The organism is Caballeronia jiangsuensis (assembly GCF_046030135.1).
GTDB lineage: Bacteria > Pseudomonadota > Gammaproteobacteria > Burkholderiales > Burkholderiaceae > Caballeronia > Caballeronia jiangsuensis.
On the sequence record NZ_JAQQDB010000065.1, the window covers coordinates 1 to 22,310 of the forward strand.

Genomic DNA, 22,310 nt, shown 5'->3' on the forward strand with positions numbered 1-22,310 from the left:
TGGCAAAAGTGCGCTAATTTACATTATGTCAATCAAGACATCCGCGGCGCCGACCGCAAATGAACAACGGCGCCGCCCAACGACTCAAAGATACTCGACATTCCCGTCGACACTGATCGACTGTCCAGTGATATTACGGGCAGCCGGCGAAGCAAGAAAAAGCGCCGTGGCCGCGATGTCCTGCATCGTCACCATGCGACGCAATGAGATCTTCTTCAGGTAGTCATCCCGCATCGCATCTACCGTGATCCCAAGCGATTCCGCGCGCGCGGCGATCACGCGATCCATCCGTTCTCCCTGCACGACGCCCGGCAGAATGGCGTTGACGCGAATATCGCTGGGCCCCAACTCGATGGCCAGCGATTTGGTGAGCCCCACGAGCGCCCACTTCGTCGCAGCATAGGGCGTGCGGAACGCATAACCGAGCCGTCCCGCGACGGACGACATCGTGATGATGCCCGCACTCCGAGATGTCTCCTTCATGAGCGGCACCGCCCTGCGCAGGAATTTGAACTGTCCATTCAAATTCGTCGTGACCGTTTGCGCCCACTGTTGCTCGTCGATATCTTCGATGGCCCCTGTCGGTCCTGCAATCCCGGCGTTGTTGATCAACAGATCGAGGCCGCCCAACGTGCGTTCGGTTACCGCGACGACCTGATCGACCTGGCTCGAGTCGCTCACGTCCGCGACGCAGCCATGTAACGACGTGCTCGTCGATGCAAATGCTTCGACGGCCTTAGCATCGATGTCGCAGATGACGACGTGCGCGTCGGCCTGAACGAACGCCTGCGCCATCGCGGCGCCGATGCCCGAGGCCGCGCCGGTGATCAGCACCCGCAGACCAGGCTGCGGCTTCAACAATTCAAAAGTATTCATGTCGGCAAAGTTGGACTTTCGATATCGAGGATGTCAGAGCGTCATGCCGCCGGACACTTCGATCACGGCACCATTGATGTAGCTCGCCTCGTCGCTCGCCAGAAACGCGTAGACGCTGGCGACCTCTTCCGGCGCGCCAAGGCGGCCGAGCGGCACCTGCTCACGCATCTTGTGCAGAACGTCTTCGGGAATCGTCGACAGTATCGACGTGTCGATGAACCCCGGAGCGACCGCGTTGACGCGAATGCCCTTGGGCCCGAGCTCCCGGCTCCATGTCTTCGTGAACCCGATCACACCGAATTTGGATGCTGCGTAGTTGGTTTGACCGAAGTTCCCATAGATGCCAACGACAGAGCTCGCGTTCAGGATGACGCCCGAGCCCCGCGCGACCATCCCTTCCACGACGGCCTGGCTCGCATGGAAGACGGCTCGCAGATTGACGTCGATCACCGCATCGAATTGATCGAGCGTCATCTTCTGCAGACGCGCGTCGCGCGTAATGCCTGCGTTATTCACCAGCACGTCGATTCGGCCGAAGCGCCTGATCACGCTCGCGACCACTTCGTCCACACTGAGCCTGTCGGTCATGTCGATGCAGTATCCCGCTGTTTCCGCACCCTCTTTCCTGCACGTCTCGGTCACTTCTTCGAGCGACGCCTCATTGACGTCGCACACAACGACCGTCGCACCTTCCTGCGCGAACTTGCGAGCGGTGGCGGCGCCGATGCCCTGCCCCGCGCCCGTGATCAGCGTTACTTTTTCTTTTAGTCTCATCTTTTCCATTTTTTTATCGATCGTTCAGGATTGCATTCCGGCGGCACTGCCGTTGCCAGGCGACACCAGCGCTTCGGTCTCGCGGCGAATCGCCTTTGCAAACAACGGCACGAGCAGCAAGCCGAGCAACGATGCCACGAGAATGATGTAAAAGCCGGAATCGCTACGTCCTGTGAAGGTTTCCGCCAATCCAAACAAGTAAGGTCCGACGAACCCGCCGATCAGCCCGATCGTATTGATGAACGCGAGACCTGCCGCCGCCTGAATGCCGTGCAGTCGCTTCATCGCAATGGCCCAGTACGACGGCAACACACCCCCTGCAAAAAATGCGGTGACCGCAAGCAGCGTCATGCGCGCTGCCGGGGTGGAAGTCGCGATGAACGCGCACGCGCCGGCAATCAGTCCCACCGTGAGAATGCCGAGGAACGCGCAGTCATTGCCGTAGCGCCGATGAATCCGCGGAAGGATCAACACGCCCAGCAGAAAGCCAAGGCCGACGCTCGCGGCAAGCACGCCGACGAGCAGTGGCGACTTGACGTGCATCTGCTGAATCATCGACGGTGCAAAGAAGTACAGTCCGACGAACGCCACCTGATTGAGGAAGTAGATCAGGCCCATCAGGACCGTCGTGGGACGCTTCAACGCGGCCATCCAGTCAGAAGACGTGAGCTCCGGATGTCCTTGCGCATCGGCGGCTGCGCGCGACTCCAGCGCTTGCGCCTCTTCGACGGACAGCCAGCGGGCGTCGCGCGGACGCTCCGGCATTTTGAAAAAAAGCAGAATGCCGACGAGCACGCTGGGAATGCCTTCGATCATGAACATCCATTGCCAGCCATGAAGGCCAGAGAGGCCGTTCAGTTGCATCAACGCTCCGCCGAGCGGACTGCCGAGCATCAGTGCAAGCGCGGGCGCGATGTAGATCCATCCCACGACGACAGGCTTGTCGTTCGGCGCGAACCACAGCGTGACCATATACATGAGCGCCGGGAAGAGCCCCGCCTCGGCGATGCCGAGCAACACGCGCAGAACGTAGAACGACCACTCGCCCTGAACGAACATCATCGCGGTGGAGAGAATGCCCCACGTCACCGCGATTCTCGCGATCCACCGACGCGGCCCGACCCGATGCGCAGCCAGATTGCTGGGCACCTCAAGCAAGGCATAGCCGATGAAGAAAATGCCCGAACCTAATCCGTATGCGGCAGCGCTGATGCCCACATCGATTGCCAGTTGAGCTTTGGCCAGAGCCACGTTCGTGCGATCCAGGAACGACATGAAGTAGATCGCGCACATGAGTGGAATGAGTCGCCGCATCGCTTTGTGCGTGGCGATGCGGTGCAGCTTGTCGAGTTCGTCGGTGATGTTCATTTTGTCTCCGGGATGGGTCTTCGCCCCGTCTATGAATATTGAAGGTCTTACGGTGTAATCTTGTCGCGCCCCTTCAGTCCCAGCATCGCGCGCGCTTCGTCAGGCGAGGCTATTTCGAACGAAAGTTCTTCGAGGATTCGACGGATCTTGCGCACCTGCTGTGCGTTCGACTCGGCCTTGACGCCCTTGGCGATGTACACGCTGTCTTCCAGCCCCACGCGGACGTTGCCGCCGAGAATGGCGCTCATCGTAACCAGCGGCATCTGGTGACGGCCCGCGCCGAGCACGGAGAAGTGATAGTTCTCGCGTCCGAAGAGGCGGTCCGCCGTTGCGCGCATCACGGTCATGTTCTCGGGATCCGCGCCCATGCCGCCCAGAATGCCGAACACCGATTGAATGAAGAACGGCGGCTTGATCAAGCCTTGATCCACGAAATGCGCGAGATTGTAGAGATGCCCCAGGTCATAGCATTCGAACTCGAAGCGCGTCCCTTTACCGCCGAGTTCGAGAAGGATGTGCTTGATATCCCTGAAGGTGTTGCGGAAGATCATGTCCTCCATGCCCTCGACATACCCCTTCTCCCATTCGTAGCGCCATGACGACACTTTCGACGCAAGCGGATGGATCGAGAAGTTCATCGATCCCATATTGAGCGAGCACATCTCGGGCGCCGCACGCAGCGGATAAGCGAGCCGCTCTTCCAGCGTCATGCGCGTGCTGCCGCCCGTCGTGATGTTGATGACCGCATCGGTCGCCTCCGCGATGGCGGGAACGAACTGTTGGAAGATGTCGGGGTTGGGCGTCGGACGGCCGTCGTTGGGGTCGCGTGCGTGGAGATGGATGATCGCCGCGCCCGCTTCGGCGGCCTGAATCGCCTCGTCGCGAATTTGCGCGGGCGTGATCGGCAGATGCTCCGACATCGTCGGAACATGCGTGGCGCCGGTGACAGCGCACGAAATAATGACCTTGCGGGTTGAATCGCTCATCGAGATCCCTCGTCTCCGTTTCTGTTCGACGCAATTCCTGGTCGGAACGGCGCCTTGTGACTGAGATCTTATTGAGATAGTATTTTCCGGAAAAGGTCTTTTTCGGACACTCGCGAGTCCTCACAGGACAATAGAAATATGGCCACCCTCCGACCTCCGCTGAACGAACGCATGTTCGCGCCTTACAAGATCGCCGCGCTCGTCGAAGTGCTTGCGGAACAGGGAATCGCGCCTGAGGACAGCCTGAGCGGCTCGGACGTCACGGTCGCCGATCTGCAGGACGCGTCGGTGCTCACGTCCGTCGGGCAGTACGCGACCGTCTGCCGGAACGCCGTGTCGCTCGGCTGCGAGCCGGATACGCCGTTCAGGGTCGGACGCAAGCTGCATCTGTCCGCCTACGGCATGTATGGCTATGCGCTGATGTCGTGTCTGTCGTTGCGTGACTACTTCAAGCTCGGCGTGAAGTATCACAGGCTCGCCACGCCGACCGTCGCAATCGAATGGACGGAGTATCCGGATCGCATGGTCTGGACATTTCCCGACGCGTTCGTCTCAAGCCCGTCGCGCGAACTGCGCGAGTTCATCATCGAGCAGCAATACACGCAGCATGTGACGCATCTTCAGGACGTCGCCGGCGGTGTCTGTCCGCCGATGAAGGCGTGCTTCTCGTATCCCGCGCCGGCGCACGCGGCCATCTACCCGGACTATCTCGGCTGCGAATGTCTCTTCGATCAGGATCAATGCGAACTGATCTACGACAGCGCGATTCTCGACCGCAAGCCGCAACTCGCCCACCCGCTCACGACGACGTTGCTGCAGGAGACTTGCGATCGTCTGATCGGACAGGCGAAGACATCGAGCGGCGTCTCGGGCGAGGTGTATCAATGCCTGATGGCCACGCCCGGATCGTTTCCCGACATGGAGACCGTTGCCAGGTCGATGCATCTCACCTCACGCACCCTGAGGCGGCGACTCGACGAAGAAGGCTCGTCGTTTCAGGCGATCGTGGATGACGTCAAACGCTCGCTCGCGCTCGAATATCTGAAAACGACAAAGATGAGCACCGAGGACGTCGCGATGCTGCTCGGCTTCAGCGATGCCGCGAATTTCCGCCGCGCGCTCAAACGCTGGACGGGCAAAGGAACCGAGGAACTGCGTCATTAAGAGGCGCGTGTCATCAAAGACGCAATCCCCGGCTCTTCAAACGATAAACCAGTTGCGGCCGCGTGATGCCGAGCGTACGTGCCGCCGCCGAGAGGTTGCCGTCCGCCCGCTGCACCGCGCTTTTCAGCAACGCGGTTTCGATGTCATCGAGCGACGTGGGCTCCACGTCCCCGCCGATGCCCAGCAACAGACTATTCACCTTGCGCGTGACGCGATCGACTTCGTCGCCACCCGTTTCGCCCGCTTGCGCGAGCAAGGAACGCGAAGCCGTCAGCGAGCCATCGTCGCCGATACCGAATGTCCCGGTCTCGATGCTCTCACCGCTCGTGAAGAGATGGCCGATATCGATCGCGCCGTCATGGTTCGCGAGGATCACGCCCCGCTCCACGATATTCTCCAGCTCGCGGATATTGCCCGGCCAGCCATAGTTCAGGAGCGCGTCGAGCGCGCGCGGCGTGAAGCCGGTGACGTTGCGCTCGTGCCGTTCGCGATACTTGCGCAGCATGTGATTGAGCAGCACGGGCAGGTCCTCGCGCCGCTCGCGCAGTGACGGCACGCGAATCGGAAACACGTTCAGACGAAAGTACAGGTCTTCGCGGAAGCGCCCCGCGCGAATCTCGTCGCGCAGGTCGAGATTGGTCGCGGCGACCACGCGCACGTCCACGCGCCGCGTCTCGGTGCCGCCCACGCGCTCGATCTCGCCTTCCTGCAACGCGCGCAGCAGCTTGCCTTGCGCGGTCATGCTGAGAATGCCGATCTCGTCGAGAAACAGCGTGCCGCCATGCGCGCGTTCGAAGCGTCCGGGGCGGCTTTGCGTGGCATCGGTAAAGCCGCCCTTGTCGACGCCGAAGAGCTCCGATTCGACGAGCGCTTCGGGAATCGCGGCGCAGTTCACGGCGACGAACGGGCCATCGCTGCGCTTGCTGATCCTGTGCAAGGTGCGCGCGCACACTTCCTTGCCGACGCCGCTCTCGCCGAGGAACAGCACGGTCGCGCGCGTGCCCGCGACGCGCCTGATCATGTGGCACACCGCGTTGAATCCGGGCGACGCGCCGACCATGTTCTCGTCGCCGAACGCGCCCTGACCGCCCGCGCTGTTCGCCGATAGCCCCTGCGTGAAGGCCTGCGCCTGCATGAAGCGCAGATCGTCGGCGGCTTCCTCGCCCCACTCTTCCACCGGCTTGCCGATGATCCGGCAATGCGCCTGCCCGAGCGCGCGGCATTCCACTTCGCGATAGAGAATCGGTCGACCCATGAACACGCTCGTGTAGCCCGCCGCATAGCCGAGCTGCGTCCAGCAAACCGGCTCCGCGCCGATGCCGTAGATGCGCACGTGCTCCTCGTCTTCCGCGCAGTTCTTCCAGATGAATTCGCCGTAGTACTGGCCGCGCTCGACGTCGATTTCGAGGCGCACCGGCTCCACCACCGTCATGCCTTCGAGCATGTGCAATTGCGGCCCGACCGCGAACATCTCGGTGATGCTGTTCTCCGGGCGCACGCGGCGCGCGAGTTCGGCATCGCGTGCGCCGGAGTTGTAGCCCATGCGCGTGAGCAGGCCGCGCGCGGCATCGATCCCGAGGCTCTCGATCAGCTCGCGTCGCATCGAGCCCATCGCGCCGGTATGCACGAGCAGCATGCGCTGTTCGTCGAGCCAGATGCGGCCGTCGCCGGGAGAGAAGTGCAGCCGCGACATCAGATCGGCGATGTCGGGATAGCGAAGGCTATCGACCGGGGCGCCCTTGGGCGCGACCATCGACATGCCTTCCTGCGCATTCACAGACGCTTTCTCGCGGCGTGGCATTGCGGGTGTCTCCTGCTGTCTGCTCGTTTTCATGGCACCACGATAGGCGATGTGCGTGTGGCGCGCAATGCTCTGCCACCCGGTTCGCGGACGGCGGCAGCGGCGCTATCGGGGCGTTCCCTGATACGGATTTGATGAACCCGCCACGCAGCCAATCACGCGCGTTTCGAGCATTTGATCGACTCGGGAAATTGCGCCGACGGGCAGGAAAGCGCGCATCGGAAAAAGCTTCGATGCCTCGCGCGCCCGCCGCACAAGGCTCGCGTCATCGCGCGACGACACGATCGCTCCGTCTGCATTCCACGATTGGCACACGTGTTGCCTTATAGGGTGCGCACGCCGGTTCCCGATCAAATCATCGATGAAAGGCCGGCCACGTAGACGAAAACCAAGGAGACAGCGATGTCACTGCCCGCTTATGCGCGGCCTCCGCGCACGTTCGACATCACCCGGCGCTATGTGCGCTTCAGGGAGCAGAGGGACGACGGCTTCGTCGAGTTCGACTTTTCGATCGGCGATCCGGAGTTGAGCGTCGAGCTCGTGATGCCGCTGCGCGAATTTCAGTCGTTCTGCCGCGCGAATCGCGTGACCTATCTGACGCGCGACGAAGGCGCGCAGCTCGACATCGATCAGGCGAAGTGGCGCTACGGCCAGCCCGGACTCTCCGAATGATCCCCCACCAAGTCAAACCAGAGGAGTGAGGAATGCAGATCGACATCAAGACGTCGGCCGTCGAGCAGGTACGGCAGACCTTCTCGCACGTCGCGCGGCGGCTCGGCGCGGACAAGCCCGCGTCGCGCTATCAGGAAGCGACTTTCGACCTGCAACCCGAGGTCAACTTTCACTATCGTCCGCTGTGGCAGCCGGAGTTCGAGCTCTACGACAAAGGCCGCACGGCCATCGTGATGAACGACTGGTATGCGTTCAAGGACCCGCGTCAGTACTACTACGGCGCGTACACCATCGCCCGGTCAAGGCAGCAGGAAGCGATGGAGAAGAACTTCGAGTTCGTCGCGAGGCGGCGTCTCCTTTCCGATCTCTCCGACGAAGCGAAGGCGCACATCGCGTCGCTCATGGTGCCGCTGCGTCACGTCGAATGGGCGGCCAACACGAACAACTGCTTCGTGACCGGCTACGGCTGGGGCACGGCCATCACGCAGGCGACGATGTTCCATTGCATGGACCGGCTCGGCATCGCGCAATACCTGTCGCGCATCGGGCTCGCGCTGGACGGCAATCAGGGCACGTCGCTCGTCGAAGGCAAGGCGCGCTGGCTCGACGATCCGATGTGGCAGGGACTGCGGCGCGTCGTGGAGGACACGATGGTCGTGCGCGACTGGTTCGAGACTTTCGTCGCGCAGAACGTCGTGCTCGACGGCCTGCTGTATCCGCTCGTGTACCGCCACATCGACGAGCGCATCACGCGTCTGCACGGTCCGGGGCTCGGCATGCTCAACGAGTTTGCTAGCAGCTGGTTCGATGAAACGAGCCGCTGGGTCGACGCGACCATCAAGACCGCGGCCGCGGAGTCGCCCGCCAATGCCGCATTGCTCGGGCAATGGATCGCGAAGTGGCGCGCCGCGGTGATCGAGGCACTGAAGCCGTTCGCGATCGCGGCGCTGGACGACGACGCGCATCACGCGCTCGAAGCCATCGCACAGGCGTTCGATGCGCGCATCGCGAAACAGGGCGTGGAGGTGAGTCATGGCTGATTCCGTGTTCATCGCGTTCCAGGCGAACGACGATTCGCGGCCGATCATCGAGGCGATTCAGGCGGACAACCCGCATGCGGTCGTCAACGCGTTTCCGGCGATGGTCAAGATCGATGCCGTCGGCAGGCTCGTCATCCGGCGCGAATCGATCGAAGCGCTGATCGGCCGCGACTTCGACCTGCGCGAACTGCAACTGAACCTGATTTCGCTCGGCGGCAACATCGACGAAACCGACGACGAATTCATCCTCGAATGGAAAGCCTGAGCGGCAACACAAGGGAGTCAAGCAAATGAGCACACCACAATCTGCGCCGAAGAAGCTGAGCATCAAGGAAAACTACGCGATGCTCACACGCGGCCTCGGCTGGGAGACCACCTATCAGCCGATGGACGAGGTCTTTCCCTATGACCGCTTTGAAGGCATCAAGGTGCACGACTGGGACAAGTGGGAAGACCCGTTCCGCCTCACGATGGACGCCTACTGGAAGTATCAGGGCGAGAAGGAACGCAAGCTGTACGCGATCATCGACGCCTTCCAGCAGAACAACGGCCAGTTCAACGTCACGGACCCACGCTACATCAACGCGCTCAAGCTCTTTCTGACCGGCGTGAGCCCGCTCGAATACGCGGCGCATCGAGGCTTCGCGCTGGCGGGACGCAACTTTCGCGGCGCGGGCGCGCGCATCGCGTGCCAGATGCAGGCAATCGACGAGTTGCGTCATGCGCAGACGCAGGTGCATACGATCAGCCACTACAACAAGTACTTCAACGGCTTTCACGACTTCAGGCACATGCATGATCGCGTGTGGTATCTGTCGGTGCCGAAGTCGTACTTCGAGGACGCGATGAGCGCCGGCCCGTTCGAGTTCGTCACCGCCATCTCGTTCTCGTTCGAATACGTGCTGACGAACCTGCTCTTCATGCCGTTCATGTCCGGCGCGGCCTTCAACGGCGACATGGCGACGGTCACCTTCGGCTTCTCCGCGCAGTCCGACGAATCGCGCCACATGACGCTCGGGCTCGAAGTCGTGAAGTTCCTGCTAGAGCAGGACCCGGGCAATGTGCCGATCATCCAGAAGTGGATCGACAAGTGGTTCTGGCGCGGCTATCGCCTTCTCACGCTGGTCGCGATGATGATGGACTACATGCTCCCCAAGCGCATCATGTCGTGGCAGGAGGCGTGGGAAACCTACTTCGAGAAGAACGGCGGCGCCCTCTTTCACGATCTCGAACGCTACGGCATCCGCATGCCGAAGTATCACGACGTGGCGATGAAAGAGAAGGACCGTCTTTCGCACGAGGCGTGGGGCATCTTCTACAACTACACGCACGCCGCCGCGATGCATACGTGGATTCCGTCCGAAGACGAGATGCAGTGGCTCGCGGAAAAGTATCCGGACACGTTCGACCGGCTCTATCGCCCGCGCCTCGAACACTGGCGCGAAGAGCAACAGGCGGGCAGACGCTTCTACAACATGACCCTGCCGATGCTGTGTCAGACCTGCCAGATTCCGATGGCGTTCACCGAGCCCGACGACCCGACGAAGATCTGCTACCGCGAGAGCGATTACCTCGGCAACAAGTTTCACTTCTGCTCGGACGGCTGCAAGGACATCTTCGACAACGAGCCGGAGAAGTACGTGCAGGCATGGATGCCGGTGCAGCAGATCTATCAGGGCAACTGCTTCGCCGAAGATGCCGACCCAGGCGCGCCCGGTTTCGATCCGATGCTCGAAGTCCTGCGCTACTACCACATCAACGTGGGCGAGGACGGCCACGAGTTCGAGGACTCGCCCGACCGCAGGAACTGGCTGCGCTGGACCGGCAAGCCGAGCCACGGTGGCGAAGAAGCGCCCGAGGCGCATCGGGACGCCGCGTAAAGACACCACACAGGAGACGAATCATGTCAGTCATCGCGCTGAAGGAAGGCTATACGGGCGAGATCAGGGACCGCGTCGAGAACTATCGCGGCAAGCAATTGCTCTTCGTCGGCTGGGAGGATCATCTGATGTTCTGCGCGCCGCACTGCATTCCCGTCGAAGCGGCGACGCCGTTCAGGGCGCTCATCGACGAAGTGCTTCCGGCGATGTATTCCTCGCATCCGGACTGGCAAAAGGTCGATGTTCGGGCCATCGAATGGTTCAGGTCCGGCAAGGCGTTCACGCCCGATTTCGACAGGAGCATCGGCGAAAACGGACTCGGTCACAAGGCGGTCATTCGCTTTCGCACGCCGGGTCTGACGGGCATCGGCGGATCGTGCAGCTAGAACGGAGACGATGATGAGCTACCAACTGACCATCGAGCCGATCGGGCAGACGATCGAGATCGAGGAGGAGCAGACCATCCTCGATGCGTGCATGCGCGCCGGCGTGTGGCTGCCGCACGCCTGCTGTCACGGCCTGTGCGCGACGTGCAAGGTGCAGGTGCTGGACGGCGAGATCGAGCACGGACATGCATCGCCGTTCGCGCTGATGGACTTCGAGCGCGACGAGCAGAAATGCCTCGCGTGCTGCGCGACGGCGCAGTCGGACCTGACGATCGAGGCGGACATCGACGAAGACGAGGACGCGCGCCACTTCCCCGTGCGCGACTACACCGGCCGCGTGAAGCAGATGATCGATCTCACACCGACGATCAAGGGCATTTTCGTCGAACTGGACGGCGACGGCATCGAGTTTCAGGCGGGGCAGTACGTGAACGTGCATATCCCCGGCGAGGACATGCCGCGTGCGTTCTCGCTCGCCGACAAGCCGACGTCGCGCACGGTCATCGAACTGAATGTGCGGCGCGTGCCCGGCGGCAAGGGCACGGGTTATCTGCACGAACAGATCAGGTCCGGCGACGAGATACGCTTCAGCGGTCCTTATGGGCGATTCTTCGTGCGCAAGTCGGACCCGCAACCGGTGATCCTGATCGCGGGCGGCTCGGGACTGTCGAGCCCGAAGTCGATGCTGATCGATCTGCTCGAAGAGAACGACGCGCGGCAGATCACGCTCGTGTACGGCGCGCGCAATCGCGCGGAGCTTTACTACCACGAGCTTTTTCTGCAGCTCGCAAGCACGCACGCGAACTTCACGTATGTGCCGGCGCTCTCCGACGAAGCGTCGGATTCGTCCTGGCAAGGCTTTCGCGGCTTTGTGCACGACGCGGCGAAAGCACATTTCGACGGTGTGTTTCGCGGACACAAGGCGTATCTGTGCGGGCCACCCGTGATGATCGAAGCCGCGATCCGCACGCTCATGCAAGGCCAGCTTTTCGAGCGCGACATCTACACGGAGAAGTTCCTCACCAGCGCGGACGGCGCCGATGCGCTCGCGAAGAGCCCCTTGTTCAAATCGATCTGAATACCGACGGAGACACGCCATGAACCACGATACGATCGACACGCTCCTGCAAAAGATCGACGACAGCGCGACGAGCGAAGGCAATCCGCGCACGAAGGCGATCGTGAACCGCATCGTGCGGGATCTTTTTTATACGATCGAGGATCTCGACATCACGCCGGATGAATTCTGGACCGCGCTCAATTTCCTGACCGAGACGGGACAGCGCGGCGAGTTCGGCCTGATCGCTGCGGGACTCGGCTTCGAGCATTTTCTCGATCTGCGCCTCGATGAAGCGGAACAGAAAGCGGGCCTCGAAGGCGGCACGCCGCGCACGATCGAAGGGCCGTTGTATGTCGCCGGTGCGCCGGAGTCGCCGGGCCATGCGCGTATCGACGACGGCAACGATCCCGGTCAGACGCTCGTGATGCGCGGCCGCGTGCTCGGCGACGACGGCAAGCCGCTCGCGAATGCGCTGGTCGAAGTGTGGCACGCGAACCATCTGGGAAATTACTCGCACTTCGACAAGTCACAGCCCGCATTCCACCTGCGCGGTTCGATCCGGACGGACTCGCAAGGCGGCTATAGCTTTCGCAGCGTCATACCGGTGGGCTACAGCGTGCCGCCGGGCGGCAAGACGGAGCAACTTCTCGATCGGCTCGGCAGGCATGGTCACCGGCCCGCGCATATTCACTTCTTCGTGTCGTCGCCGGGGTATCGCAAGCTCACGACGCAGATCAACATCGAAGGCGATCCGTATCTGTGGGACGACTTCGCGTTCGCCACGCGCGAAGGACTCGTGCCGGAACTGAAGAAGGCCGAAGGCGCGGAAGGCGAGCGGTACGGCGTGGCTGGCAACTTCGCGCTGATCGATTTCGACTTCACGCTCTCGCGCGAACGAGACGATATGCCGACGACGGAGGTGATACGGGCCCGCGCCGTTGCCTGATCTTCGGCGCATGCCGCGTGGAGTCGGCTGTCAGTGCGAAGGAATTCGAAAGCGGATGTGAAAGTTGCTGCCGTTCAGCAGGTCGGCTGAGATTGACGAGCGGTCATCCATGATCGACCGATTGCCACACATTATCGGGATCGTGGTGGCAAACTGCCCGCAGACCGGCGCGCGTCGCAACTCGCACTTTCGCGCCTGAATCGCACAAGCCGCCCCACGTCCCGATGAATACACGCCTGCTCAGTCTCACACGGATCCCGTTCTTTCTGCCGCTCTCCGGCGCGACGCTGATGCTCGGTGTCGCGATGTCGTTCACCGCACCGTACCTGTCCTTGTTCAGCGTCGAGCAGGCGGACATGAGTCCGTTGCGGCTCGGCGTCTTCATGACGGTCATCGCCGCGAGCGGCGTCGTGGCGAGCGCTTTCGCCGGCAAATGGTCCGACAGGCACGGTCATCATCGGGAATTGCTGCTCGCGGCGCTCATCGCGTCGTCGCTAGGCTTCCTGCTGCTGTGTCTGGTGCGCAATTACACCGCGCTGGTGGCGATCGGCGTCGTATTTCTCGGCGCGGGCGGCTCGGCCATGTCGCTCGTGTTTTCCTTTGCGCGCGCCGCCCTGCCCGTCGATGACGCCGCCGAGCGGGCCCTCGCGCTCGCGACGCTGAGAACCGTGCTCTCGATGGCATGGGTATTCGGACCTTCCGTCGGCGCGCTGGTGCTGGCCGCGGCTGGTTTCTACGGCCTGTTCCTGTTCGCGGCTGCGTGTTTCATCGCGTGCGGCGCGATCGTCTGGCGCATGCACGATTCGCCCAAGGGCGACCCGCACAGCGCGCCCGCTCACTATGCAGGCGATCCGTCATCGCTGCTCGAAGTCACCGCGCCCGACACCGACGAACTCGTGCCGCCGCACGCCGGCGTGTCGCACTCGCGCGCGGAGATATGGCGCGCCACGGTCGCGATGACGCTCATCGGACTCGCGGCGAGCGCGACCATGATCGTGCTGCCGCTTTACGTCGTGCACGGCATGCATGGCTCGCGCATCGACGTGTCCGTCATGCTCGGCCTCGGCGCGCTCCTCGAAATACCGATGATGCTCGCGCTCGGCGCACGCGGCTCGCGCCTCGACAAGCAGCGCTGGCTCGCGTCATCGGCGGCCGTGCACACGATCTACTTCATCGCGGTCGCGGCATCGCAAAGCGTCCAGTTCCTGATCCCGATGCAGGCGTTCAACGCGTTCGTCGTGTCGGTGATTTCGTGTCTCGGCATGACCTACATGCAGGACCTCATGCCCCGCACGCCGGGCGCGGCGACGGCGCTGTTCTTCAACGCATCGCGCGTCGGTTCGATTCTTTCCGGCGTGTTGTCCGGCGCGCTCGTGGCGGCGCTCGGCTATCGCGGCACGTTTCTCGTGTGCGGCGCCATCGCGCTGGGCGCGGCGGTGCTGTTCGCCAATCCGCCGTTCGGGCTCATGGCGCAGCGCTCGCTCGCCTGGTGGAAGGCGCGGCGTCGGCCGGCCCGCTGACAGCGCCTCCCGCGACGATGGCAATATAGACGCACACCTCGTCGATCCCGCACGCCAATATGCCCCAGCGCCTCCCGCCGCTCAACGCCCTGCGTCTCTTCGAAGCCGCCGCGCGCCATCGCAGTTTCAAGCTCGCCGCCGCCGAACTCAACGTGACGCCGGGCGCGGTGAGCCACGGCATCGGCGCGCTGGAGAAGGTGCTCGGCGTCGAGCTTTTCGTGCGTGAACCGCGCGGACTTTCGCTGAGCGCGGCGGCCGAGCACTATCTGCCGTACATCGCCGAAGCGTTTTCGCTCATCGCGATCGGCACGCAGACGCTGCCCGGCAGACGCACGCGCCGCGCTATCGCCGTCACCTGCGCGCCCACGCTCGCCGCTCGCTGGCTCGTCCCGCGCCTCCCGGATTTCCGCGCGCGCTGGCCCAACATCGACGTGACCATCGACACCTCGCGCCGTCAGGCGGGCTTTCCCGTCGATGGCTTCGATTTCGGCCTGCGCCTCTCGCGCGGCCCGGTGGATGGCGCGTCGTGGCAACGTCTCTTCGGCGAGCGGCTCGTGCCCCTGTGTAGTCCGGCGTATCGCGCCGGGCTGACGGGCGCCGACGGCATCCCCGATCTCGCGCGCGCCGCGCTCATTCACGTCGATACTGCGAGCCAGGACTGGCAGGCGTGGATGGACGGCGCGGGCATCGACGGCCTCGATCTCCAGGGCGGCCTGCGTTTCGATACGGTGCAGCTCGCATTCGATGCCGCCGCGGCCGGGCTCGGCGTCGTCATCGGCCGGCGTCCGCTCGTCGATCGCGAACTGGTCGCGGGCACGCTCGTCGAAGCGTCCGCGACGAGCGTCGAGACGCTGACCGCCTACTGGCTCTGCGAGACGCCGCAAGCGAGCGCCCGCGCGGATCTCGTCGCGTTCCGCGACTGGCTGATCGCACAGGCGGAAGAGTTCGTCGACGACCACAAAGGCCACGAAGCGAAGCATCGCGGTTGAACTGCGCTCATCCGTCAGCGAAAACTTTTCGTTTGTCAGCACGGACGTTCGCCTGCGAGGATGGCCGCAAGGAGGAATAGCGCCATGTCGTCACTATCGAGCACTACCGGCACGAACCGCGCAACGACGTGGGCGCTCATCGGCGCGGCCGCGCTGATCCTGAGCGCCGCGATGGGCGTGCGTCAGACTTTCGGGCTTTTCATCGGGCCGTTTTCCTTCGATCGCGGTCTGCCCGTCACGCTGATCGCCTTCGCGATCGCACTGCACAATCTGGTCTGGGGCTTCGCGCAGCCGTTCGCAGGCGCCGCCGCCGACCGGTACGGCGCCGCGCCCGTCGTCGCGATGGGCGCGGCCACGTTCGCTGCGGGCCTCGCGCTCGCGGCGGCCGCGACTTCCGGCTGGATGCTCGTGATAGGCCTCGGGCTGCTCGTCGGCATCGGCATCAGTTGCACGAGCTTCGGGGTCGTGCTCGCGACGGTCGGACGCGTCGCATCGCCGCAAACGCGCAGCGTCGCGATGGGTCTCGCCAGCGCGGGCGGCTCGCTCGGGCAAGTGCTGATGGTGCCGTTCGCGCAGGAAGTGCGTGTGCATGCGGGCGTGGCGGCGTCGCTCTATGCCCTCGCCTTCGTGTTGCTGCTCGCCGCGCCTTTCGGCATCGTGCTCGACCGCGCGAGCCGCCGGAGCAAGGCATCGGCGGCGGTATCGGCATCACACGAAACACACGCGATGCCGCTGCGCGAGACGCTCGCGTATGCGTCGCGGCATCGCGGCTACCGGCTCCTGACGCTCGGCTTTTTCACATGCGGTTTCCAGCTCGCGTTCATCGCGACGCATCTGCCGGGTTATCTCATGCTCTGCCACATGCCGGTCGGGCTCGGCGCGACGGCGCTCGCGCTGATCGGCCTCTTCAACATGATCGGCAGCTGGGGATGCGGATGGCTCGGCGGACGCTGGCGGCAGCATCACGTGCTCGCGTGGCTCTATCTGATTCGCGGCGGCACGATCGCCCTCTTCGTGCTGCTGCCGACGACGAGCGTGTCCGTCGTCATCTTCGCCGCCGTCATGGGGCTGACGTGGCTCGGCACAGTGCCGCTCACCAACGGACTCATCGCGAAGGTATTCGGCACGCGGCATCTGGGCACGCTGTTCGGCGTCGTGTTTCTCAGCCATCAGCTTGGATCGTTTCTCGGCGCGTGGCTCGGCGGCTATGTGTTCGACACGACCGGTTCGTACTCGCTGATCTGGGGTGCGACGGCCATCGCGGGTCTCGTCGCGGCGCTGCTGCACTTTCCTATCGATGATCGGCCTGTTGACGAGGCTTCGCTTGCGGGCATGCGTGCATGACTTATCGCTTCAACAGCCAACTCCGCAACTTCACCGCATCCTGAAAGTGCGCGTGCTCGCCCGGCGCGCCGAGTATCACGAAGAGCGTCGGCCGCCCATGCACCTGCGCGACGACGATGAGGCAATGCCCCGCCTCGTTCGTGAAACCCGTCTTCTGCAATCCCACGTCCCACGCCGCGCGATAGACCAGCGGATCCGTATTGCGATACATCAGCGGCCCCGCGCCGCCGAGCACGAGCTTGTGATGTGAAGTGGCGTATTCGCGAATCGTCGGATAGCGATACGCCGCGCGCGCGAGCTTCGTGAGATCGCGCGCGGTCGATACGTTGTGCGGCGAGAGACCGGTCGGATCGACGAAATGGCTGCGATTCATATGCAGGCGCTTCGCGGTGCGGTTCATCGCATGCACGAAGCCCGCGCGGCCGCCGGGATAATCGCGGCTCAACGCGAACGCGGCGCGATTCTCCGACGACATCAGCGCGATATGCAGCATCGTCTTGCGCAACAGAAGCGAGCCGACGGGCAGGCGCGAGCGCGACCACTTGAGGCGATCGACGTCGGCATCGGTGATGCGCGCGGGCTTGAGCAGCGAGCGCTTCGAGTCGAGCACGACCATCGCGGTGAGAAGCTTGGTGAGCGATGCGATCGGCACGCGCGCGTCGGCGTGCTTCGCGTAGAGCGTGCGTCCTGTGGAGAGATCGACGGCGATCGCGGCGCGCGCCTGCAAGACCGGTTCGGCAGCGACGACGCGTTTTGCGTGCGCGATGAACGGCGCCAGACTCGCGACAATGAAGACGATGAAGAGGAGATGGACTTTGAGCATGACGCGATCAGATGCGCGTCATCGAAAAGAGTGGCGGCGGCATGGGGCAGCGACAGGCAAAAGAGTCCGCTACCGTAAGTTGCGCGGCTTAAGTGAAACTTAAACCGCGCAACACGGGCTAGCGCGTGCGCGCCCAGTGCGCGAGGCCCGCGCACGCAATCAACAAGCTTCCCGTCACGAAGAACACCGAGTGCAAACCGAGCAACACGCCGATCTGCCCGCCGATCAGCGGCCCGACGACCTGCCCGCTGAACTGCGCCGATTGCAGATAACCGAGCATCTGTCCGCTGCTGTTTTCGCTGACGGCTCTGCGCGCGAGCTTCGCGATGGAAGGCAGCAAGCCGGCGAGCGTCATGCCCATCAGCATGCGCAATGCGGCGAGCTGCCACCACTGATGCACGAACGCCTGCGGAATCATCGCGATGCCGGTCAGCACGAGGCACCCGACGATCACGTTCCAGCTTCCGATGCGGTCCGCCAGCGCGCCGAGCCGCGCCGCCGTCAGCATGCTGCCGAGCGCCGAGCACGCCATAACGACGCCCGCGATGCGCGCCACGTTATCGGCCTTCACGCCGAGCCCGCCGATGTAGACGGTGATGATCGGTTCGATCGACATGTTCGCGAGCAGCACCATCATCGCGGTCATGAGTAGCGCGGCGACCACGACGTAATTCGTGCGATGCGCCTGCGTCGAATCCGTGTGCGACGCGCGCTTTTTCGCATCGTCCGGATGAAAGTCCTCCTTCACCAGAAAGATCGTGGCGAGCGCGGCCACCGCGATCATCCCCGCGCCCGCGAAGAAGGTTCCGCGAATGCCGATCAATCCCGGCAGCATGCCGCCGATCAGCGGCCCGGCGAGATTGCCCGCGAGCGCGCCCGTCGACAATATGCCGAGCGCCCAGCCGGCCCGTTCGCGCGGCGCCTGCGTGCCGATCATCACCGTCGATGCCGACGCGTACCCGCCGATCAGCCCAGCGAGCAGACGCAGCGCGACCAGTTGATGCACCGAATGCGCGACGCCGATCAGCGACATCACGATGGCCATGCCGACCGCCGCGCGCACGAGCATCGGCTTGCGGCCGTAGCGATCGGCGAGACGTCCCCAGATCGGCGCGGTGACCGCGGTGCCGAGGAACGTCGCGCTGAACGCGACGCCCGACCATTCGATCACCGCCGACTGCGACTCCACGCCGAGCTGCCGCACATACAGCGGCAGAAACGGCAGCAGCATGCTGAGACTCACGAGCGTCGTGAACGAACCGAACACGCAGACGGCGAGATTGCGCCGCCAGTACTGTCCGTTGCGTTCGGCATAGCCGAGCGGGATGGATGCTGAAATAACCTGGCTCATTTCGACCTCAACGCGGTAAGCAGATCGATGGCAAGCGCAACCGCAAGCGCGAGCGCGCCGATCACGAACAACAAGCGGTAATCGCCGCCGCTGTTCGAAAACAGAAACGAAAGACCGTAAGCCGCGAGCGCCTGGAGCACGGCGAATCCCGTGGTCGCGGTGCGCCACGCGCCCTTCTGCGCGGCCGGATGATGTCCGAGCAGTTCGTTCACGCGTCCGAGCACGAGCGGCACGATGCCCGGCGTGAACGCGCCGACCAGCACGCTCGACACCATCAGCAAGCCCGAATTCGACGACACCGCGGGCAATGCGACCGCCACGAGCTGAAGCAGATACGCGACGCGCAATGCAGGCCCGAAGCCGGCGCGATCGGCGAGATGTCCCGCGAGGAGCGGCCCGGCGATCGCGCCGAGTCCGTAGAGCACCCAGAATTCCGCGCCCGCATCGACACCCTTGCCGAGACCGCGCGCGACGAAATCGACGAGAAAGATCATGTGCGGCACGAGACCGACCGCATTGAGCGCGTACTCGACGAACAACGCGCGCAACGCGGGCGGCGACGGCGCCTTCGCGTGTCTGTGTGGCGTCTCTTGCGCAGGCGCGGGCGCATCCTGCGACGGCCATCCGTGCCACGCGACGATCGTCAGCAACGACGACACCACCGCGAGCCCGAGCCAGGTCTGCGTGAGGCCTTGCCGAAGCAGCAACGGCACGATCGTCCCCGATGCCGCGATGCCGAGCCCGATGCCGGTGAAAATCGCGCCGCTCGCGAATCCGCGACGCGACGGCGCAACATGCGCGATGATCGTCGGGGCGGCGAGCACCATCAACGCGCCGCCTGAAATGCCCGACAGGAACCGCCACACGAAGAACCACAGAAACGAAACGGGAAACGCGCACGCGACGAACGCCACGGTGGCGAGAACCATCATCGCGCGCAGGACCGTCGCGGCGCGTGCGTGGCGCGCGAGCCAGCCCGCCGCGAGCGCGCCCGCGAGATAACCGCCGAGATTGGCCGCGCCGAGATACGCCGCCGTCGATGCCGGAAACCAGTGCGCGCCGATGATCGCCGGCAGGAGCGGCGTATAGGCGAACCGTGCAAGCCCGATGCCGATCAGACTCGCGCTGGCGCCGGCCAGCATGCCGCGCCAAAGCTGAAACGACCCGCGTTCCGGCTGGTTCAAGACTGCGTATCGCATAGTGCCTCCACTACGGCTTCGGGCGCGCTCTGCGCGCCCTTTCATGAAGGCCAGTCTATATTCGATCGCATCAAGAGAGAATCGACGCCGATCGGAAGATAATCTTCCGTTATGCGGTTGAATCGAGTTGCGATTGCTTGAAGTGACGCCGCAGACGCGGGGTCGCGAAATCGACGAATGCCCGCACCTTCGGCACCGAAAGCCTTCCGTGCGGCGTCAGCAGATGCACCGGCAACGGCGCATGCTCGCTGTCGGGCAGCACGATCTGCAGCGTCTTGTCCTTCACTTCCTTCGCGACGTGATACGAAAAGAGCCGCGTGAGCCCGTGCCCGTCGACGGCGGATGCCACGGCCGCCCGCACCGTGTTGACGATGAAGCGCGGCGCGAACTGCACGACTTGCGGAATCGTCGAACCGCCGGAAGTCGGAAAGCTCCACGAATCGAGGCCGAAGTGCGTCATCGAGATGATCTGATGCTGCGCGAGATCGGCGGGCTGTCCGATGCGCGGATGCTTCGCGAGATAGCGCGGCGACGCGGCCACGACGCGCCGCACTTCGCCCACGGGAATCGCGATCAGCGTCGAGTCCGACAGATGCGCGATGCGCAGCGCCACATCGATGCCTTCGTCGATCAGGCTCACGGGCCGGTCGAGCATTTGCAGGCGCACGGAAACGGCGGGAAAGCGCGCGATGAAATCGTCGAGCATCGGACGCAGGAAGTCTTCGCCCGCGGCGACGGGCGCGGTGATCGTCAGCAGGCCGCGCGGCGCGGAACGCTCGTGCGCGATCAGCAAGTCGGCTTCTTCGAGATCGATGAGGATGCGGCGGCACGCGGCGGCGTAACGTTCGCCGGCTTCGGACAGCTTGATGGTGCGCGTCGTGCGATGGAGCAGCGCGGTGCCGGTGTGCTCTTCGAGAAAGGCGATCGCCCGGCTCACGGCGGCGGGCGAGCGGCCGAGCCGCCGCCCCGCGCCCGCCAGACTGCCCTCGTCCAGCGTGGCGATGAAAACCTTCATCGCGTCGATTCGGTCCATGTCGGCTCGGTGCTTCGCTTGATCGATGAAGCGCCAAGTCTACCGGACCCAATCGCCCAAGCGCGCCGGTGAAACGCGTCAGACCACCGTGATCGTCACGTCGATGTTGCTCTTGAGCGCCTTCGAGTACGGGCAGGTCTGATGCGCCAGGTTGGCGATTTCCTCGGCCACCGCGCGCTCGATGCCCGGCAGGGTCACGTTCAGCCGCGCGCGCAGCAGGTACGCTTCGCCCGCCATGCCGAGATCCACTTCCGCATCGACGGCGGTATCGGCGGGCAGGCGGACCTTCAGTTTCGCGGCGGCCTTTCCCATCGCGCCGATGAAACACGCGGACCAGCCCGCGGCGAGCATCTGCTCGGGATTGGTGCCCGCGCCCGTCGATCCGGGCGGCGAGAGTTTCACGTCGAGACGGCCATCGGTGCTCTTCGCATGGCCTTCGCGGCCTCCGACGACGTGCGTTTTGCCGGTGTACAGGACGGTGTCGATCTGGGTCATGATGGGTTCCTCTGTGTGTTCAAAAGTTGATTGGCTTAGTGATGCGCGAAGAGTCTGGCCACGTCGTTCGTCGACGTGCCGCGCGTGCCCGATTGCGAGATCGTGTCGGTCATGCCGCCGTACGCCTGCATCGGCATTGCGGCGCTTTCATTGGCGATGGTCTGCACGCTCACGCCGCGTTGCGAGGCGGGCGCGCCTGCGAGCGGGTCATAGTGCGGCGCGGGGCCGTAGCCGCTGCTGGCGAAGGCGGAACCGGCGGCGACGGCGCTGACGGCGATGACTGCGGCGGTGACGAATTGCTTGATCATGATTGGGTCTCTATGAGTAATGTCGGTCGATATTTGGTAATAACGCATCAGCTACCTTGATACAGGCTGCGCAGCGCGGCGATCTGACCATCGCGCTGTGCCTGAACCAGTTCGCGCTTCACTTCGGCGCGGGTCTTGCCCGCATTGTTCTGGCTCGCAACGGTTTGCTGGCTCTGCACGTTCACCGGGTTGGCCGGCACGGCGGCATGAGCAACACCTGCAACAGCGCTGGCGACGAGAGCGAAAGCAACGATCGTGGATTTCATGGTGTTTCTCCTTGGCGGATCAATCGGTC

Annotated in this window: 23 protein-coding genes; 11 read left to right on the forward strand and 12 right to left on the reverse strand. The window is 63.7% G+C overall.

Annotation, left to right across the window (positions count from 1 at the left end; genetic code table 11):
• Positions 1–84: 84 nt before the first annotated feature.
• Genes PQR08_RS36660 through kce form a run of 4 tightly spaced genes read right to left on the reverse strand, consistent with a single transcriptional unit; the run spans position 85 to position 4,004 of the window.
• A complete protein-coding gene (locus PQR08_RS36660; protein WP_250485345.1) occupies positions 85–876 on the reverse strand; it encodes an SDR family oxidoreductase in 792 nt (263 codons plus the stop codon).
• Between the two features lie 33 nt (positions 877–909).
• A complete protein-coding gene (gene fabG / locus PQR08_RS36665; RefSeq protein ID WP_250485346.1) occupies positions 910–1,650 on the reverse strand; it encodes a 3-oxoacyl-[acyl-carrier-protein] reductase in 741 nt (246 codons plus the stop codon).
• 24 nt (positions 1,651–1,674) lie between these two features.
• Positions 1,675–3,018 (reverse strand): MFS transporter, encoded by a 1,344-nt coding sequence (locus tag PQR08_RS36670; protein WP_187604259.1) that lies wholly within the window; start codon positions 3,016–3,018, stop codon positions 1,675–1,677.
• A 47-nt stretch (positions 3,019–3,065) separates the two neighbouring features.
• Positions 3,066–4,004: a 3,5-dioxohexanoate:acetyl-CoA acetone transferase gene (gene kce / locus PQR08_RS36675; RefSeq protein ID WP_250485347.1), complete on the reverse strand. Its 939-nt coding sequence runs from the start codon at positions 4,002–4,004 to the stop codon at positions 3,066–3,068.
• A gap of 138 nt (positions 4,005–4,142) precedes the next feature.
• Here kce and PQR08_RS36680 point away from each other — a divergent pair, with 138 nt between their 5' ends.
• Entirely contained in the window at positions 4,143–5,168 is a 1,026-nt protein-coding gene (locus tag PQR08_RS36680) for an AraC family transcriptional regulator (RefSeq protein ID WP_250485348.1), read from the forward strand.
• A gap of 13 nt (positions 5,169–5,181) precedes the next feature.
• Here PQR08_RS36680 and PQR08_RS36685 read toward each other — a convergent pair whose 3' ends face one another.
• Positions 5,182–6,921 (reverse strand): sigma-54-dependent Fis family transcriptional regulator, encoded by a 1,740-nt coding sequence (locus PQR08_RS36685; protein WP_187604507.1) that lies wholly within the window; start codon positions 6,919–6,921, stop codon positions 5,182–5,184.
• A 450-nt stretch (positions 6,922–7,371) separates the two neighbouring features.
• Between PQR08_RS36685 and PQR08_RS36690 the strand changes: the two genes are divergently transcribed.
• The 10 genes from PQR08_RS36690 to PQR08_RS36735 all read left to right on the forward strand — a co-directional run bounded on the left by PQR08_RS36690 (position 7,372) and on the right by PQR08_RS36735 (position 16,806).
• On the forward strand, positions 7,372–7,641 hold the full coding sequence (locus PQR08_RS36690; protein ID WP_081818140.1) for a phenol hydroxylase subunit: 270 nt from the start codon (positions 7,372–7,374) through the stop codon (positions 7,639–7,641).
• A 32-nt stretch (positions 7,642–7,673) separates the two neighbouring features.
• The gene (locus tag PQR08_RS36695) at positions 7,674–8,681 is read left to right on the forward strand and encodes an aromatic/alkene monooxygenase hydroxylase subunit beta (protein ID WP_250485349.1); all 1,008 of its coding nucleotides are present in this window, start codon (positions 7,674–7,676) and stop codon (positions 8,679–8,681) included.
• Positions 8,674–8,946, forward strand: coding sequence for an MmoB/DmpM family protein (locus PQR08_RS36700; RefSeq protein ID WP_035499831.1), 273 nt, complete (start codon positions 8,674–8,676; stop codon positions 8,944–8,946). The genes PQR08_RS36695 and PQR08_RS36700 overlap by 8 nt, the downstream gene beginning before the upstream one ends.
• Before the next feature lie 25 nt (positions 8,947–8,971).
• Positions 8,972–10,561, forward strand: a complete 1,590-nt coding sequence (locus PQR08_RS36705; protein ID WP_250485350.1) for an aromatic/alkene/methane monooxygenase hydroxylase/oxygenase subunit alpha — start codon at positions 8,972–8,974, stop codon at positions 10,559–10,561.
• 23 nt (positions 10,562–10,584) lie between these two features.
• The gene (locus tag PQR08_RS36710; RefSeq protein WP_250485351.1) at positions 10,585–10,947 is read left to right on the forward strand and encodes a phenol hydroxylase subunit P4; all 363 of its coding nucleotides are present in this window, start codon (positions 10,585–10,587) and stop codon (positions 10,945–10,947) included.
• A 13-nt stretch (positions 10,948–10,960) separates the two neighbouring features.
• Positions 10,961–12,025: an NADH:ubiquinone reductase (Na(+)-transporting) subunit F gene (locus PQR08_RS36715; RefSeq protein ID WP_250485352.1), complete on the forward strand. Its 1,065-nt coding sequence runs from the start codon at positions 10,961–10,963 to the stop codon at positions 12,023–12,025.
• Positions 12,026–12,044: 19 nt separating this feature from the next.
• Positions 12,045–12,953: a catechol 1,2-dioxygenase gene (gene catA, locus PQR08_RS36720; protein ID WP_250485353.1), complete on the forward strand. Its 909-nt coding sequence runs from the start codon at positions 12,045–12,047 to the stop codon at positions 12,951–12,953.
• Between the two features lie 224 nt (positions 12,954–13,177).
• Positions 13,178–14,473 carry a sugar efflux transporter gene (locus PQR08_RS36725; protein WP_250485354.1) on the forward strand — a complete coding sequence of 432 codons (1,296 nt, stop codon included), beginning with the start codon at positions 13,178–13,180 and terminating at the stop codon, positions 14,471–14,473.
• 59 nt (positions 14,474–14,532) lie between these two features.
• Positions 14,533–15,462, forward strand: a complete 930-nt coding sequence (locus PQR08_RS36730; RefSeq protein ID WP_250485355.1) for a LysR substrate-binding domain-containing protein — start codon at positions 14,533–14,535, stop codon at positions 15,460–15,462.
• 84 nt (positions 15,463–15,546) lie between these two features.
• A complete protein-coding gene (locus PQR08_RS36735; protein WP_250485356.1) occupies positions 15,547–16,806 on the forward strand; it encodes an MFS transporter in 1,260 nt (419 codons plus the stop codon).
• 1 nt (position 16,807) lies between these two features.
• Here the strand turns inward: PQR08_RS36735 and PQR08_RS36740 are convergent, their stop codons facing one another.
• The 7 genes from PQR08_RS36740 to PQR08_RS36770 all read right to left on the reverse strand — a co-directional run bounded on the left by PQR08_RS36740 (position 16,808) and on the right by PQR08_RS36770 (position 22,281).
• Complete coding sequence (locus PQR08_RS36740) at positions 16,808–17,629, reverse strand: serine hydrolase family protein (protein WP_250485357.1); 822 nt, start codon at positions 17,627–17,629, stop codon at positions 16,808–16,810.
• A gap of 118 nt (positions 17,630–17,747) precedes the next feature.
• A complete protein-coding gene (locus tag PQR08_RS36745; RefSeq protein WP_408164178.1) occupies positions 17,748–18,980 on the reverse strand; it encodes an MFS transporter in 1,233 nt (410 codons plus the stop codon).
• Entirely contained in the window at positions 18,977–20,179 is a 1,203-nt protein-coding gene (locus PQR08_RS36750) for a YbfB/YjiJ family MFS transporter (RefSeq protein WP_250485359.1), read from the reverse strand. The genes PQR08_RS36745 and PQR08_RS36750 overlap by 4 nt, the downstream gene beginning before the upstream one ends.
• Before the next feature lie 109 nt (positions 20,180–20,288).
• A complete protein-coding gene (locus PQR08_RS36755) occupies positions 20,289–21,212 on the reverse strand; it encodes a LysR family transcriptional regulator (RefSeq protein WP_250485362.1) in 924 nt (307 codons plus the stop codon).
• A 78-nt stretch (positions 21,213–21,290) separates the two neighbouring features.
• The gene (locus tag PQR08_RS36760; RefSeq protein ID WP_238218396.1) at positions 21,291–21,707 is read right to left on the reverse strand and encodes an organic hydroperoxide resistance protein; all 417 of its coding nucleotides are present in this window, start codon (positions 21,705–21,707) and stop codon (positions 21,291–21,293) included.
• 35 nt (positions 21,708–21,742) lie between these two features.
• A complete protein-coding gene (locus PQR08_RS36765) occupies positions 21,743–22,015 on the reverse strand; it encodes a hypothetical protein (RefSeq protein WP_250485363.1) in 273 nt (90 codons plus the stop codon).
• 47 nt (positions 22,016–22,062) lie between these two features.
• A complete protein-coding gene (locus PQR08_RS36770; protein WP_035499810.1) occupies positions 22,063–22,281 on the reverse strand; it encodes a DUF4148 domain-containing protein in 219 nt (72 codons plus the stop codon).
• Between the last annotated feature and the right edge of the window lie 29 nt (positions 22,282–22,310).